13 protein-coding genes are annotated in these 15,611 nt (G+C 72.3%); 5 read left to right on the top strand and 8 right to left on the bottom strand.

Translation table 11 applies throughout. From position 1 onward, the window contains the following. Nucleotides 1-41: 41 nt before the first annotated feature. The 3 genes from ACIO3O_RS03860 to ACIO3O_RS03850 form a co-directional block, all read right to left on the bottom strand. Entirely contained in the window at nt 42-1,595 is a 1,554-nt protein-coding gene (locus ACIO3O_RS03860; RefSeq protein ID WP_401741490.1) for a serine hydrolase domain-containing protein, read from the bottom strand. Between the two features lie 70 nt (nt 1,596-1,665). After that, nucleotides 1,666-3,315, bottom strand: a complete 1,650-nt coding sequence (locus tag ACIO3O_RS03855; RefSeq protein ID WP_401741487.1) for a sensor histidine kinase — start codon at nt 3,313-3,315, stop codon at nt 1,666-1,668. Beyond that, complete coding sequence (locus ACIO3O_RS03850; RefSeq protein WP_401741485.1) at nt 3,312-4,031, bottom strand: response regulator transcription factor; 720 nt, start codon at nt 4,029-4,031, stop codon at nt 3,312-3,314. Before ACIO3O_RS03850 ends, ACIO3O_RS03855 begins: the two co-directional genes overlap by 4 nt. A 139-nt stretch (nt 4,032-4,170) precedes the next feature. Here ACIO3O_RS03850 and ACIO3O_RS03845 point away from each other — a divergent pair, with 139 nt between their 5' ends. From ACIO3O_RS03845 to ACIO3O_RS03835, 3 genes are all read left to right on the top strand, one after another. Further along, a complete protein-coding gene (locus tag ACIO3O_RS03845) occupies nt 4,171-4,983 on the top strand; it encodes a PepSY domain-containing protein (RefSeq protein WP_401741482.1) in 813 nt (270 codons plus the stop codon). Nucleotides 4,984-5,053: 70 nt separating this feature from the next. Then, the gene (locus ACIO3O_RS03840) at nt 5,054-5,731 is read left to right on the top strand and encodes a TetR/AcrR family transcriptional regulator (protein WP_401741481.1); all 678 of its coding nucleotides are present in this window, start codon (nt 5,054-5,056) and stop codon (nt 5,729-5,731) included. A gap of 24 nt (nt 5,732-5,755) precedes the next feature. Beyond that, complete coding sequence (locus tag ACIO3O_RS03835) at nt 5,756-6,478, top strand: DUF3159 domain-containing protein (protein ID WP_401741478.1); 723 nt, start codon at nt 5,756-5,758, stop codon at nt 6,476-6,478. A gap of 42 nt (nt 6,479-6,520) precedes the next feature. Here ACIO3O_RS03835 and ACIO3O_RS03830 read toward each other — a convergent pair whose 3' ends face one another. After that, nucleotides 6,521-7,186, bottom strand: a complete 666-nt coding sequence (locus tag ACIO3O_RS03830; protein WP_401741476.1) for a TetR/AcrR family transcriptional regulator — start codon at nt 7,184-7,186, stop codon at nt 6,521-6,523. Between the two features lie 167 nt (nt 7,187-7,353). On the opposite strand from ACIO3O_RS03830, the gene ACIO3O_RS03825 reads away from it, so the two are divergent. Then, the gene (locus ACIO3O_RS03825; RefSeq protein WP_401741473.1) at nt 7,354-8,283 is read left to right on the top strand and encodes a zinc-binding dehydrogenase; all 930 of its coding nucleotides are present in this window, start codon (nt 7,354-7,356) and stop codon (nt 8,281-8,283) included. 69 nt (nt 8,284-8,352) lie between these two features. Here the strand turns inward: ACIO3O_RS03825 and ACIO3O_RS03820 are convergent, their stop codons facing one another. Further along, nucleotides 8,353-9,570 carry a winged helix DNA-binding domain-containing protein gene (locus tag ACIO3O_RS03820; protein ID WP_401741472.1) on the bottom strand — a complete coding sequence of 406 codons (1,218 nt, stop codon included), beginning with the start codon at nt 9,568-9,570 and terminating at the stop codon, nt 8,353-8,355. A gap of 131 nt (nt 9,571-9,701) precedes the next feature. Beyond that, nucleotides 9,702-10,346, bottom strand: coding sequence for a dihydrofolate reductase family protein (locus tag ACIO3O_RS03815; RefSeq protein WP_401741469.1), 645 nt, complete (start codon nt 10,344-10,346; stop codon nt 9,702-9,704). 380 nt (nt 10,347-10,726) lie between these two features. Between ACIO3O_RS03815 and ACIO3O_RS03810 the strand changes: the two genes are divergently transcribed. Beyond that, nucleotides 10,727-11,179, top strand: a complete 453-nt coding sequence (locus ACIO3O_RS03810; protein WP_401741467.1) for a VOC family protein — start codon at nt 10,727-10,729, stop codon at nt 11,177-11,179. Between the two features lie 72 nt (nt 11,180-11,251). Here the strand turns inward: ACIO3O_RS03810 and ACIO3O_RS03805 are convergent, their stop codons facing one another. Beyond that, nucleotides 11,252-12,685 (bottom strand): MFS transporter, encoded by a 1,434-nt coding sequence (locus ACIO3O_RS03805; protein WP_401741466.1) that lies wholly within the window; start codon nt 12,683-12,685, stop codon nt 11,252-11,254. After that, the gene (gene nirB, locus ACIO3O_RS03800) at nt 12,682-15,510 is read right to left on the bottom strand and encodes a nitrite reductase large subunit NirB (protein ID WP_401741465.1); all 2,829 of its coding nucleotides are present in this window, start codon (nt 15,508-15,510) and stop codon (nt 12,682-12,684) included. Before nirB ends, ACIO3O_RS03805 begins: the two co-directional genes overlap by 4 nt. Between the last annotated feature and the right edge of the window lie 101 nt (nt 15,511-15,611).

Below are 15,611 nucleotides of genomic sequence, written 5' to 3'. Positions count from 1 at the left end.
CTCGTACGTACGGGAGTTGGCCGATCGCGAAGGCGCTTCGTTCAGCGGGCCGCGACCGCTCCTGAACCGTAGGCAGCGTCGACAGGGCCCTCAATTACCTCCGGGGTAACCCGCCGGGCCCGCACGATCCGGCACGCCCGGGTGGCGAGCACCGCCGCCGACGCGGTGGCGGAGACCGCCAGCCAGACGAAGAGCGCGGGCCAGACGTACGTGATCATGGCCAGGTCTCCGGCCCTTCGGGTCAGCAGGCCCGCCAGGTCGCCGAGGTACAGGAAGGAGGCGATGGGCAGGGCGTACGGGAGGGTGCGCAGGGCGGTGCGCCACCAGGGGCGGGTGGCCGCACGCCGGGCCCAGCGGCGGGAGCGGACCACACCGGTGGCGCCGAGGCCGAGGGAGAGCGCGGTGAGCGCCGCGAGGACGTAGTCGGCCTGGAGGGTGAAGGGGGTGCCGGCCGTCGGGGACTTGCCCCGGGCGAGGTCGGCGAGGCCCTGGGCGAGGAGGGTGGCGTCGTCGCCGGAGATCATGCCGGTGTTGGTGACGACGGCGATGCCGGTGCGGGAGTCGGGGAGCAGGGTCTGCGCGGCGTTCTGGGTGAGCAGTTGGCCGGTGTGCCGGATCTCGCGCGGTCCGTCGCCTTCGGAGAGCTGGGTCCAGCCCATCGCGTACGACGTGCCCGCGGGGGTGCGGGGCGGGGTGTGCATGGTGGTGATGCCCTGCGCGGAGACGACACGGTGGCCGTTCGCCGCGACGCCGCCGTTGTTCTGGGCGATCAGCCAGCGCGCCAGGTCGTCGGCGGTGGTGACGACGCCGAAGCCTCCGGCGGTGAACCAGTGCGGCTGGTCGCGCTCGATCAGTCGCCCGTACGCACGGACGTAACCGCGGGCCCGCTCGGGCATGTCGGCGGTGGAGTCGACGGTGGTGGAGGTGTTCATGCCGAGGGGGCGGAAGACGCGGTCGGCCAGATAGGCGGCGAAGGGCTTTCCGCCGACGACCTCCACCAGGTGGGCGGCGACCGCGTAGTTGGTGTTGTGGTAGTTCATGCGGGTGCCGGGGTCGGACGCCAGCTCCACCCCGCGCAGGGCGGCGACCGCTTCGGTCAGGGTGCGCGGCTGGGGGCCGACCAGGTCGGGGTGGGTCGAATCGGCCATGCCCGAGGTCTGGTTGAGGAGTTGGCGTACGGTGATCCGCTCGGCGCGGGGGTCGGCGAGGGTGAAGTCCGGGAGGTACTGCCGTACCGGACGGTCGAGGTCGACCTTGCCCGCCTCGGCCAGCTGCATGACGGCCAGCGCGGTCATCGACTTCGAGAGCGAGGCCACCGGCACGGGAGTCCGCGAGGTCAGGGCCCGGTCCTCCGCGCTGTGCCCGTAACCGGCGACGCGCACGACCTTCTCGCCCTGGGTCACGGCCACCACCGCGCCGGGCAGATCGGTCTCCGCCATGTACGAGCGTACGTAGCGGTCGACGGCGTCCGGGGTCAGGGACTCGGCACCGGGCGCGGCGAGCGCGGATCCGGTGGCGCAGGTCAGGGCTGCGGCGGCGGCCAGCGAGGCGGCGAGGACGCGCAGGCGGCGGGGCTGGGAGGGGGTTGTCTTCATGCCCCCATCGGACCGCGGAAGGGGGTGGTGGCGCAGTGGCGTACGGGGGAGTTCGGAGGTAGTGCTGGCACTACCTGCCGCGCTGCGGCAAGGGGTTGCGGCACGGTACCGAATCCTGGGGCTGCTCCCCGCCCGGCAGCCGCAGCACCAGGAATCCTCCCGAATCCGAGCCCGACTCCGTGCCCGCCGGGGATTCCGCCGTGAGCGTGCCCCGGTGGGCGGTGGCCACGGAGCGGGCGATGGCCAGGCCCAGGCCCGCGCCACCGGTGTCGCGGTCGCGGGCCTCGTCGAGGCGGGTGAAGCGGGTGAAGACGCGTTCGCGGTCCTGCGGCGCGATGCCCGTCCCGTCGTCGGCGACGGTGAGGACGACGGCCCGGCCCGGCCCGGCGGCAGCGGGCTCGGTGTGCAGGGTCACGGTGACGGACGCCGTGGCGTGCCGCTGGGCGTTGTCGAGGAGGTTGTCCAGGACGCGTTCCAGCTGCGTGGGGCTTCCGGTGCAGTGCGCGTCGGGCTCCAACTCCGTTCGCACGGGCACGCGTTCGGGCGTACGGCGGTGGACGGTTGCCGTGACGAGGGCGGTCAGGTCGACGGGCTTGTGGGCGGGGGCCTCGCCCGTGTCGAGGCGGGCCAGCAGGAGGAGGTCGGTGGCCAGCGCCTGGAGGCGTACGACGTCCCGCTGGAGGTCGGGCAGTCGCAGCAGGCCGGGATGTGCCTGGGCCATCTCGATGTGGGCGCGCAGGGCGGCGATCGGGCTGCGCAGTTCGTGCGAGGCGTCCGCGACGAACCGGCGCTGCCGGTCCAGGGAGTCCTGGAGCCGGTCCAGGGTGTGGTTCATGGTGGCGGCGAGCCGGGCGACCTCGTCGTGCGAGTCCGGCACAGGGACCCGGCGGCCGAGGTCCCGGTCGGTGATCTCGGCGACCTCCGTGCGGATCGCGTCCACCGGCCGCAGCGCCCTGCCGGTGCTGTGCCAGGTGACGGCGGCCACCAGGAGGACGAGCAGCGGGATGCCGGGGAGCATCGCGACGAGGATGAGGTGCCGGGCCTCGTCGGCGGTGGTCAGGGCGGTGCCCGCGTACACCGTGACCGGGGTGTCTCCCATGCGGGCCGGGACGGCGACCGTACGGAAGTGGGGCCGGGCGGCGTCGGCGGGGGCGTCGTCGTTGAGGGCGAGGTACAGGGAGCGGGCGGCGTGGTCGCGTCCGGGGGCGGGCCCGAAGGAGGCGATGGGCGGCAGGCCCGCCAGGTTCTCGCTGGCGGCCCGGACGTGACCGTCGGCGGTGACGACCTGGAGGATGCCGTCCTGCCCGTCGGGCACCGGGATGCTCTGCAACAGCTTCCCCTCCTCGGTGAGTCCGGCCACGGCGCGGGCCCGGGTGAGGGCCGTCTCCTCGGCGGACTCGACGAGCCCGCGGTGGGCCAGCCCGAGCAGGCCGGCGCCGGCGGCGGTCAACACGGCGGCGACGACGAGCGCGGCCGCGGTGGTGGTGCGGACGCGGACGGAGGAACGGGAGCACCGCAGGCGTCGGCGGAGCCCGGGGAGGAGGCGCGGGCGGGGGGCGGCGGAGGCGGTGGGAAGCGTGCTGGGAGGCCGTCCGGAAACCTGGTCGGGGTCACGGGTCGGCACGCCCGCGCCGCGAGACCGCCCGAAAGCCTGACCGGGGTCACGGGTCGGGACGCCCGCGCCGGGCGGCCGTCCGGGGGCCTGGTCGGGGGAGGTCATCGTGTGCTCGTGGCGTCGCGTACGGATTCGGCCGCGCCCGTGTCCGTCGCCAACACCCGGTAGCCGAGGCCCCGTTCCGTGTGCAGGAGCTTGCCCGGGAAGGGGCGGTCCACCTTGCGGCGCAGCGCGCTGATGTGCACCTCGACGATGTTCGGGTCGCCCTCGCCGGGAAGGTCCCACACCTCTTCCAGCAGCGCCGACTTGGGGACCACGGTGCCCGGCGTGCGCGACAGCACGGCGAGCAGGTCGAACTCCCTTGCGGTGAGGGGGATTTCACGGCCCGCCCGGACGCACCGGCGGGCCGCGGTCTCCAGCACCAGGTCCCCCACTTCGATCCGCTCGGGACGGCCGCGCGAGGCGCGCCGCAGCAGGGCCCGCACCCGGGACTGGAGCACGAGGTAGGAGAAGGGCTTCGTGAGGTAGTCGTCCGCGCCCGTGTCCAGACCCTCGGCCTCGTCGTACTCGCCGTCCTTCGCGGTCAGCATCAGGATCGGCGTCCACAGCCCGGCCGCCCTGATCCCCGCGCAGACGCGATAGCCGTTGAGGCCGGGCAGCATGATGTCGAGGATGATCGCGTCGTACTCCCCCTCCAGGGCCAGGCGCAGTCCCTCGTCCCCGCGGGACGCCACGTCGACACGCATCCCTTCGGCCTCGAAACCGCGCTGGAGGACGGAGGTGAGCGAGGTCTCGTCCTCGACGATCAGAAGCCGGTTCATTCGCCCGATATTACCGGCGTATTGGATATGTACGGATTTACTTTCTTAAGGCGTCTTCAGGTCCCTTCAGGGTGGTTTCAGAAAGCTGCGGGAGTGTCCTCCCTGTCAGCACATCCACCCCGCCCCTCAGGAGCCCTTCGTGAAACTCCCCCGGCCCTCCGCCACCGCCACCGCCGCCCCCGTCCTCCTCGCCGTCCTGGCCCTCGGCGCCACCGCCTGCCAGGACAACGAAGGCGTCGACCAGGACCGCTCGGCGGCCTCCACCGCCGGGGCGGAGCAACCGGAGCAGGCGCAGACCGGACCGGCACGGAAGTCACCGTCACCCGGCGCCTCCCACCAGAGCGCCCCCCAGGAGACGGGCGGTCCGCGCGTCGGCCAGACGCAGGCCGCCCGCAGCGCCGAGGAGTCGGTCGACGGCGGCCGGGTGACCTCCCTGGAACTCCAGGACAGCGGCAAGGTCTGGAAGGTCGACGTGATGACCGCCGAGCCGCGCGTCCACCACGTCAAGGTGGACGCCACCACCGGCGCCCTCCTCGGCAGCGTCGCCGACCGTATGCCCGACCACGCCCGCAAGCGCCTGAACATCCCGCTCTCCCTGCTCGACAAGACCTCGGTCGACCGCGACGCCGCGGCCTCGAAGGCCCTGGAGAAGGCCGGGAAGGGTTTCGTCAGCGCCCTGTCCGTCCAGGGCCGCGGCGAGTCCCCCCACTGGGAGGTGAAGGTCCGCGTCGGCCGCACCGTCCACGAGGTCGACGTCGACGCGAAGGACGGACGCGTACGGGAGTCCCGGATCCGCGAGGCCTCCTCGGGCAGCCGCAATGACGACGAGCGGAGCCGCGACGACCGGGGCGAGCGAGCGGAGTGGGCCGAGGAGGGCAAGGAGCGGGTGCGCGAGCGCTCCGGCGACTTCGGCCGCGACTACTACAACTGGGAGCAGCACACGCCCCGTTGACCCGCGCGCTTACGGTCAGCGGTCCTGTCGATGCCTCGCCCATTTTGTTCAGCCGTGCTAATTTTAGGTTGTGCGTACAAACAAGAGGCCCGTGCGGCGTCCGTCGGCCGTGGGCGAGGTGCGCAGGCGGCAGATCATCGACGCCGCCGTCACCGTGCTCGCGCGGGACGGCCTGTCCCGCACGTCACTGAGCCGGGTGGCCGAGGAGGCCGGGCTGTCCAGCCCCGGGCTGATCACCTATCACTTCGCCGACAAGGACGACGTGTTGGTGCAGCTGACCGAGGACCTGCTCGCCACGTGCGCGGCCGCGATCGAGGAAGCACTGCGGGACGCGCCGGACGCGATGTCCGAACTGCTCGCGTACATCGATGCGTTCGTACGGTTCCAGGACCAACACCGGGACGGGGTCCGGGCGTTGTGGCGGCTGGCGTCGAGCTGGAAGGCGCCGGGCCGCACGGATGCCTTCGACGCGCGGGCGCTGGCCGGGCCGGTGGAGGAGATCCTGCGGCGCGGGGTGGACAGCGGGGAGTTCCGGGAGCTGAACCCGGCGTGGGTGGCGCAGAGCGTGCAGTGCTCGGTGGAGGGGTTCCACGAGCTGTTCTGCGCGGACCCCCGGATCGACACGGACGCCTTCGTCCGCGAGCTCCAGGAGCTGTACCGCAGGGCCGTCGAGGTCGAGAAGGGCGGCGCACCACGGGGCCGCGCGTCGCGAGGCCGCGCAACGGAGGAGCGCACACAACGTCCGTGAAGCACGACCGGAAGGGGCACCGCCATGGCCGTCAGCTACTGCACCCACCCTCCGCGACACGACCGCACCGAGGGCCGACCGCCCTCCGGAGAGCAGGCAGGGCACCGTGAACCGGGGGCCCGCCCGCCCCGCAGGCAGCAGCGTCCCACCCTCTGGGAGGAGACCGGCGGACCCGTGGGGCTGCTCCACTCCTCCCTCCCCTCGGTCTCCTTCGTGCTGGTCAACTCGGCCTTCGGGCTGTGGCCGGGGATCTTCGCCGCGATCGGCACGGTGCTCGCGTTCACGGTGCTGCGGGCGGTCCGCAGGCAGCCGCTGAAGCCCGCGCTGGCGGGGTCCGTCGGGGTCGCCATCTCCTCGTACTTCGCGAGCAGGTCGGGCGAGGCACGGGACTTCTTCGTCGTCGACATCTGGCTGAGCCTGACGGTGTTCGTGGTGCTGGTGATCTCCCTGGTGGTGCGCCGCCCGCTGGCCGGGGTGCTGTGGACTGCCGTGAACCGGGGCTCCCGGGCCTGGCTGCGCGACCGCCCGTCGCGCTTCGGCTACGACGTGGCGACGGTGGTGCTGGCACTGGTCTTCGGCTCGCGCTTCGCCGTGCAGTTCTGGCTGTACGACCGGGACCTGGCGGGCTGGTTGGCGTTCGCGAAGATCGCCATGAACTATCCGCTGTGGGCCGTGGCGCTGGCCGTCTGGGCGTGGGCGGCCCGACGCGCGGGGAGGCGTACAGGGCCTACGGGGCGTACGACCTGACGCACAACACCCTTATTCCGTAAGGGCGTTGGCGGCTCCGCCTCATCCCGCCCCGCGCGGTGTCGCCACCAGGGTCAGACTTCCGGGTACGGCCGCGAAGACCGACCGCACGTCGGCGGCGAGCCCCTGCCGGGTATGGGCGACCGGCCGTGCGATCCAGGCGTCCAGCGCGGCGCGGAACGCGGCGACGAGCAGGTCCAGCGCGAGGCGCGGGCGCACCTCCTCCCCGGCCCCGCCGAGTTCGAACCTGCGGTGCAGGACCGCGAGCGCGGCGCGGCTGGTGCGGTCGCAGAAGTGGAGGCCGTGCGCGTCCATCGAGGGCGTGTGCGCGGCCAGCCGACGGCTCAGCAGCGTCCGGCGCGCCCAGCCGTCGGCCGTCATCCGGTCGAGGGCGGCGAGCAGCGCGTCCTGGAGCATGACGAGGACCGTCCGGCCGTCCGGTTCACAGGTCTCCAGCTCGTCCAGGAACGCCGTCCACAGATCCTGCGTCGGCGCACTGGCCACGTCTTCCTTGCTGGTGAAGGTGCGGAAGAAGGTCCGCTTCGACACCTCCACGGCGTCGCAGAGCTCGTCCAGCGTGGTGCCGTCGAAGCCGCGCTCCGTAAACATCTCCAGGGCCGTGTCGATCAGCGCCTGCCGGGTGCGCAGCTTCTTCCGCTCGCGCAGCGGGAGGTGGTCGATCGCGGTGTCGGAGGTCGCTCGGGGCATGACGGCAGCATAAGCGGAAGGTCCACACGGGAGCAATCGCCACTTGACGGCTTGTGCCACTCAGTGGCAGAAATGGTCCCGCACTTCCGAGCCGCCCCCGGCCCACCCCGGTCCACCCCGGTCCACCTCCGGGACACCACCCCTCCCACCGAAAGGTGCACTTCGCCATGCGCGCCCTGCTCGTCGACCGTTCCGCCCCCGCCGGACTCCGCCTCGGCGAGGCCCCCGAACCCGTACCCGCCCCGCACCAGGCCCTGGTCCGGGTGGCCGCGACCTCCCTCAACCACGGCGAGGTGAGGCACGTCCTGGAGAACGCTTCCGACGGCCAGATCCTCGGCTGGGACGCCGCCGGAGTCGTCGAACGGGCCGCCGCCGACGGCTCAGGGCCGGCCGTCGGCACCCCCGTGGTCACCCTCGCCCCCGACGGGGCGTGGGCCGAACTCCGCGCCGTGGACACCGACTTGATCGGTACGGCCCCGGAGGGCGCCGACCTCGGGGCGCTCAGCACGGTCCCGGTCGCGGGCGCCACCGCCCTGCGCGCCCTGCACCGCGTGGGCCCGCTCCTGGGCCGTCGGGTCCTGATCACCGGCGCCACGGGCGGCACCGGCCGGTACGCCGTCCAACTGGCCCGGCAGGGCGGGGCACACGTCATCGCCTCCACCGCAGGCCCGGCGGCGTACGGCGACGGACTGCGGGCCCTCGGCGCCCACGAGGTGGTCCCGGAGCCGAAGGCCCTGGACGCCCCGGTGGACGGGGTGCTGGACCTGGTCGGCGGGACTCAACTCGTCGATGCGTACGCGAAGTTGGCGGAGGGCGGCACGCTGGTCGCGGTCGGCCACTCCGCCGAGCAGGGCGAGCACTTCCCCTTCGGTGCCCTCTTCGGCGACCAGGGCCGCCACGACCGCAGCCTCGTCACCTTCTTCCTGCTCGGCTGCCGGGGACTCGCCCCCGACCTGAGCCGGCTCGCCGCCCGGGTCGCCGCGGGCGACCTCGACCCGCAGATCGCCTGGCGCGGCGGGTGGGACCGGGCGGCGGAGGCGACGGAGGCGCTGCTGGGCCGCCGCCTGCACGGAAAGGCGGTTCTCACCTTCGCCTGAGCCTGGTAGTGGGCGATACCCGGATCGGTGGGCGCGATGCCCGCCGCCTCCAGCCGCTGGAACAAGCCGTCAGCCCTTCCCCGCTCGGGGGCTCTGACCTGCGAGTTCTTCCTCCAGCCAGGTACGGCCCCGGGTACGCGCGCTCAGTCGGACCCCGCCGAGGGGGACGGCCAGGCGTTCGGCCTCCGCCCGTACCGCGGCCTCGGCGGCCGCGCCGACGTCCTCCAGGAAGCGGCACACGATCGCACCGTCGGCGTCCTGCGCCCAGCCGCCGACGATACGGCCGTTCCACCAGAGCGAGGGGCCGATGTTGCCCGCCCGGTCGAACAGGCGCGGGCCGTGCTCGCCGAGGAACCACTCCCGCTGGTGCCAGCCCATCGGCGTGGAGTCCAGACCGGGGAGCAGTGCGGCCCACGGCTCGGGCGGTGCGGTCTCCTCCAGGTCGTCGGGCAGGAGCAGCCCGGTGCCGCCGTCGCCGAGGTCGACCTGCACCGGCTTCAGCGCGGCCAGCACCCGCTTGACCTGGGTCTTCGTCCATCCGGCCCACCATTGCAGGTCGTCGGCGGTGGCCGGGCCGAAGGCGCGCAGCCAGCGCCGGGCGAGCTCCTCCTCGGCCCGGCGGGTGTCCCAGGGTTCGAGGCCGCCGGGGAGCCAGTCGGTGAGCGGGGCCCAGCGGTACTGGTGCGAGGTCCAGGTGCCGCGCGGCCGTCCCCGTACGACGCGGCCTTCGGCGGCGAGCAGGAGCAGCAGCCGGCTCGCGGCCTTCTGCGTGGCGTAGGGCTCCTTCCCGGTGACGATCGTGACGGGGGTGCTGAGGCGGGGGTCGTCGTCGGCGAGTTCGGAGGCCGTGGACTCGCCCCGGGCGGCGAGCGCGCGTACGGCGATGTCCTCGGTGGCGGCGAGCCACTCCCGTACCCCCTGCTCGTCGTCCGCGACCTCGGAGGCGGCGAGGAAGCCGAGCAGCTTGCGGCGTTCGCGGGCGGCCACGGCGTCCGAGCAGGCGGCCTGCACCACCGGGGCGGCGTCCGGGGTGGTGACGAAGACGGTACGGCGCATGGCGAGCAGGCGGACGAGGGAGCGGTCCTGGTACAGGGCGCGCTCCACGTCCGCCACCGAGCCGCCGTTCATCCGCGCCCAGGCGGCGACGTACACGGAGGCCGGGTCGGTGCTGTGCAGGGCGACCAGGGAGCGGGCCACCTCCACCGGGTCGTCGGCCCGGGTCTCGGCCGCCAGCCGGTGGCGCGTCCCGAGTCTTGCCCGTCGTTCCGCCACGTCGATGCGCCGCATCGCCACCACTCCCTGTGCCGTGATCCGTACCGCCTCTGCCCGGGGAGCGTAACTCCCGGAAGTCGCTGCGGGCCGGGCCGGGCGGCCTCCGCCCGGCCCGGGCCTCAGGTGGAGCCCGACCGCACAGCCACTCACTTCCGCCAGAACAAGTGGTGCGTCACCCCGCTCGGGCTGGGGACGACGTCCACGTGGAACCGGTCGCGCAGTTCGTCGGGGGACTCCCACAGCCGCACCCCCTCCCCCAGCTTCACCGGGGACACCGCCACGTGCAGGGTGTCGACGAGGTCCGCGTCGAGGAACTGCCGGATTGTGGAGGCCCCACCGCCGAGCCGCACGTCCTTGCCCCGAGCCGCTTCCCTGGCCTGCGCCAGCACCGTCGCGGGGTCGGCGTCGACGAAGTGGAACGTGGTGTCGGAGAGCGTGAACGAAGGACGCACGTGGTGGGTCAGCACGAACACCGGGGTGTGGAACGGGGGCTCGTCCCCCCACCAGCCCTGCCACTCCTCGTCCTGCCACGGGCCGCGCTGCGGGCCGAACTTGTTCCGCCCCATGATCTCGGCACCGATGTTGTGGGAGAAGTCCCGGGTGAGGTAGTCGTCCAGACCGCGGCTGCCGCCGGGCTCGGTGCGGTTGGGCCAGCTCGCCGTGGCCCCCGCCCAGGCGAACAGCCGCCCGGGGTCGACGTGCCCGAAGGGCCTCTCCAGGGTCTGGTCCTCGCCGGCGGCGATGCCGTCGCTCGACACGTTGAAGTTCTGGACCTTCAGTAGCTGCGTCACGTACTGCTCCTTGTGCGGGGCGGCCCGGACGACCGCCTTCCCACACAAGACTGTCCCAGCCGGAAGAACTCATCGCCGCTTTTCAGGGGGCGGGGGCCGGGGGCCGGGGCGGGACGCCGGGCCCCTTCAGGGGCGCGGGGAACTGCGCGACCAGCCACGACACACCCGCACGGAACCGGTCCCCTTGCCCCTGCGGGTTTAGGTGAAGGGGCGGGGCTGGGGACCCCTTGCCCAGGCGGCCCGGGGCCGCACGCATCCGGCACGGAGAAGGCCCACGGCTGCCCAGGCGGCGGCACGCAGCCGCCCCAAAGGCCCGGCTTCGTACCGCTCAGGGGCCGAAACCGTAGGCAACTCCCCGTACACGGCTTCAGACTGGCCGCATGACACTCACGTGGAAGTTGGTCATCGACAGCAACAACGCCCCCGCCCTCGCGGACTTCTGGGCCGAAGCCCTGGGTTACGTCGTCGAGGACCCCAGCGCCCTCATCGAACAGCTCCTCGCCGCCGGGCACCTCCCCGAGCAGGCCGTCACCGAGCACAACGGCCACAAGCTCTTCCGGGGTCTCGCGGGCGTACGCCACCCCGACGACCCGTACGACGAGACCAGCGGCGTCGGCCGCGGCCGCAGGCTCCTCTTCCAGGACGTCCCCGAGCCCAAGTCCGGCAAGAACCGCCTGCACATCGACGTGCACGCCGAGCCCGGCGACCTCGACAAGCAGGTCGCGCGCCTGGAGAAGCTCGGGGCCACCCGAGTGAACGAGGTGGACCAGGGCCCGGCAGGCCACTGGTGGGTCATGCAGGACCCGGAGGGCAACGAGTTCTGCGTGGCGTAGACACACCAGGCACAGCACAAAGGGCCCCGGGTACGCACGGACGTACCCGGGGCCCAGCTCATGGGGACGGCTCTAGCTGGGCGCCTCCGCACCCTTCCTCGCGTAGAACCACCACGTCACGACCACACAGCTCGCGTAGAAGCCCACAAAGCCCCACATCGCGCTGGTCACCGCGACCGACCCGAACAGCGCCGGGATGAAGAAGAACCCGTACGCCGCGATGGCGGCGGTGAAGCCGGTGACCGCACCGGACTCCATCTCGGCCTGCTTCAGCGCCTGGTCGTAGGCCGGGGTGCCTTCGACGAGGCCCTTGAGGTGGGTCGTACGGAAGATGACCGGGATCTGCCGGAAGGTCGACCCGTTGCCGATCCCCGAGAAGAGGAAGGCGGACAGGAAGCAGAGGAAGAAGCCCCAGAAGGAGCCCTGATCGCCGCCCCGGGGAAGGAAGTTGATGACGCCGACCAGCGAGACGCCCATGCCGATGAAGGACAGGATCGTCACCCGCGCACCGCCGAGCTTGTCGGCGATCCAGCCGCCCGCCCACCGGGCGAGCGCGCCGATGGCCGGGCCCATCCAGGCGTACGTGGCGGCCGAGTAGGCGGCGTCGATGGGGGTGAAGGTGGTCTTGATGAGCAGCGGGAGGGCCGCGGCGAAGCCGATGAAGGAGCCGAAGGTTCCGACGTACAGCCAGGTCATGACCCAGTTGTGCTTGCGCTTGAAGATGACCTTCTGGCGGGAGAAGGGGGTCGAGGCGACCTTGAGGTTGTTCTGCCCGAACCAGGCCACGGCCGCGAGGACCACCAGCACCGGCACCCACAGGAACGCGGCGTTCTGGAGGTACACGGGGGTACCGTCGGCCTTGTGCTGGGCGGTGCCGATGGCGATGGTCGACCAGGTGATCACGATCGGGGTGAGCAGCTGGACGACGGAGACACCGAGGTTGCCGAGGCCGCCGTTGATGCCGGTGGCGTTGCCCTTCTCCTGCTTCGGGAAGAAGAAGCCGATGTTGGCGAGCGAGGAGGAGAAGTTCGCGCCGCCGATGCCGCAGAGGGCGGCGATGGTGATGAGGACGCCGTACGGGGTGGTCGGGTCCTGGATGGCGATGCCGAGCCAGATCAGCGGGACGACCAGGATCACCGTGGAGAGCGCGGTGAAGGTGCGCTGGCCGACCATCGGGCCGAGGAAGGTGTAGAGGATGCGGGCGGTGCCGCCGGTGATGCCGGGGATGGCGGTCAGCCAGAACAACTGGCTCTGGCTGAGCCCGAATCCGACGTCCGTGAGGTTCGTCGCGGTAATGCTCCAGACCTGCCACACGACGAAGGCGACGAGCAGCGCCGGGACCGCGATCCAGAGGTTGCGACGGGCGACCTTGCGGCCCGTGGCGCGCCAGAAGGCGGGGTCCTCGGGGCGCCAGTCGGTGATGGTGCGGCCGGGGCGGTACTGCGCCGGGTCGACGGCCTGGGCCGCGTCGTCACCCGTGCGGGGTGCCTGTGCGAGAGAACTCATGACTGCTTCCTGTGCGTCTGGTGCGTAGCCCTGTGAGACTGGTGCGTCCGAGGACCGTCGAGGGTCAACTCGTGTACGGGGATGAAGACTTCGGGGTCGTCCAGGCACTGCCCGGTGCGCAGGTCGAAGGCCTGCTTGTGCATAGGGGAGGTGATGACGGGCCGGTCGCCGACCGTGCCCATGATCCCGTCGGCGAGGACGTCGGCGCCGGAGAAGGGGTCGCGGTTGCCGACCGCGTACACCTCGCCGGAGGCGTCGCGGAAGACGGCGGCCTGGCCCGTGCCGTCCGGGAGGAAGGTGACCCGGCCGCGTCCCGGCTCCAAGTCCTCTTCCTCGCCGGTGAATTCGCCGAACCGGTCCAGCTTCGCCGGGTCGGCGAGGACGGCCTCCCACTCGTCGCGGTAGGCGGCGACGTGGCGTTCCATCTGCTCCTCCAGTTCGGCGCAGATGCCGAGGGAGTCCTCGACGAGGACCTCCTTGAGGTGCTCGACGCCTCCTGCGATCCGTTCGATCCAGGCCGCCGTGCGCTCCAGGCGTTCACCGGTGCGCAGGTAGTACATGAGGAACCGGTCGACCAGGGCGAAGAGTTGGGCGCTGTCGAGGTCCTGGGCGAGGAGGTCGGCGTGGCGCGGGTTGGTGCCGCCGTTGCCGCCGACGTACAGGTTCCAGCCGCCCGCGGTGGCGATGACGCCGATGTCCTTGCCGCGTGCCTCGGCGCACTCGCGCAGGCAGCCGGAGACGCCGCCCTTGAACTTGTGCGGGGTGCGCAGACCCCGGTAGCGCAGCTCCAGGTCGACGGCGAGCTGGATGGAGTCGCCCTGCCCGAAGCGGCAGAAGCGGGCGCCGACGCACGACTTCACGGCGCGCAGCGACTTTCCGTACGCCTGCCCCGACTCGAAGCCGTGACCGGCCAAACGCCGCCATATGTCGGGGAGTTGGTCCTTGCGGGCTCCGAAGAGGCCGATCCGCTGGGCGCCGGTGATCTTGGTGTAGAGGCCGTATGCGGCGGCGACCTCGCCGAGCGCCACGAGCTGCTCGGGGGTTATCTCGCCGCCCGCGACACGCGGGACGACGGAGTAGGTGCCGTCCTTCTGGATGTTGGCGAGGAAGAGGTCGTTGGTGTCCTGGAGGGCGGCCTGCTCGCCGTCGAGGATGTGTTCCAGGCCGAGGTCGGGGCCGAGTGTGCCGAGCACGTTGGCGACGACCGGCTTGCAGACCACGCAGCCCTCACCGTTGCCGTGACGGTCCCTCAACTCGCTGAAGGAGCGGATCTTCTCCGTGCGTACGAGGGCGTAGATCTCGGAGCGGGTCAGTTCGGGGAAGTGCTCGCACAGCCCGCGCGCCTTCTCGACGCCCGCCGCGTCGAGGACCGCCTGCAGTGTGCCGAGGCAGCCGCCGCAGCCCGTACCGGCCTTGGTGCACCGCTTGACGCCGCCGATGTCGGTGACGCCCTCCTCGGTGACGGCGGCCTGGACCTGCCCCTTGGTGACGTTGTGGCAGGAGCAGACGACGGCGTCGTCGGGGAGCGCGTCCGCGCCGGGCAGCTCCGCGCCTCCGGTGTTCGGCACGATGAACGCCTCGGCGGGGCCGGGGAGTTGGCGTCCGGCGTGCGGCTTCAGTGAGCCGTAGGCCGCCGCGTCGCCGACCAGGATGCCGCCGATGAGCTGTCCGTCGGGGCCGAGCAGCAGCTTCTTGTAGACGCCTTCGCGCTCGTCGGAGAAGACGACCGCGACGGCGTCCTCCTCGGCGGCGAACGGGTTGCCGAACGAGGCGACGTCCGCGCCCATCAGCTTCAGCTTGGTGGAGGTGTCCGCGCCGGTGAAGACCTCGACGCCCTCGCCCGCGAGGGCGTCCGCGACGGTCTCGGCCATCTGGTAGCCGGGCGCGACCAGGCCGTACACCCGCCCGTCGACGGTCTGCGCGCACTCCCCCACCGCGTAGATGTACGGGTCGGAGGTGCGGCAGTGGGCGTCGACCGCGACGCCGCCCCGGTCGCCGACGGCGAGCCCGCACTCGCGCGCGAGGCGGTCCCGGGGACGTACGCCCGCCGAGAAGACGACGACCTCGGCGTCGATGACCTTGCCGTCGGAGAGGCGGAGTCCGCTCGTGATGCCGTCGTCGTCGCGGACGACCTCGGTGGCGCCGACGCCGGTGTGGACGGCGACGCCCATCGACTCGATGGTGGCGCGCAGGGCGGCGGCACCTCCGTCGTCGACCTGTTGGGGCATCAGGCGCGGTGCGAATTCGACGACATGGGTGCGCAGGCCGAGGGTGCGCAGCGCACCGGCGGCCTCCAGGCCGAGGAGTCCGCCGCCGATGACGACGCCGTCGCGGGCCTGGTCGGCGTACGCGGTCAGGGAGTTGACGTCGTACTGGGTGCGGTAGGTGAAGCAGCCGGCGGCGTCGGCGCCGGGGATGGGCGGGACGAACGGGTACGAGCCGGTGGCCAGCACCAGCGCGTCGTACGAAATCGTCGTGCCCGAGGCGGTGGTGACGGTCCGTCCGGTGGGGTCGATGTGCTCGGCGGGGTCGCCGAGGTGCAGCTCGACGCCGTGTTCGGCAAGGAACTCCGGTGTGGAGAGGGAGAGTTCGGTGGGGGCGGTGCCGGTGAAGAGGGAGGAGAGGTGCACGCGGTCGTAGGCCGGGATGTCCTCCTCGGCCAGGACGACCGCGTGCCAGCCGGGCGAGCCGGGGCCGGTGAGGGCGCCGCGTTCGGCGAGGGCTTCCAGCAGTCGGTGGCCGACCATTCCGTGGCCGATCACCACCAGGGTCTGCGTCTCGGGGCCGTGCGCCCCGGGGCTCCGGCCCCTGTCCGCGTGTGTCATGGGCGAATCTCCGCTCCGTCACAACCGCCCGGTACCGTGCCGGGCACCTTCGACGCTAGACCTGTGCAGGGGTCCTGATCGTCGGCGAAAGCCCCAGGTGG

Source organism: Streptomyces sp. NPDC087440 (assembly GCF_044744005.1).
Lineage (GTDB): Bacteria > Actinomycetota > Actinomycetes > Streptomycetales > Streptomycetaceae > Streptomyces.
Note: the sequence above shows the minus strand (reverse complement) of the source record. Positions and strands in the feature narration are given on the sequence as shown.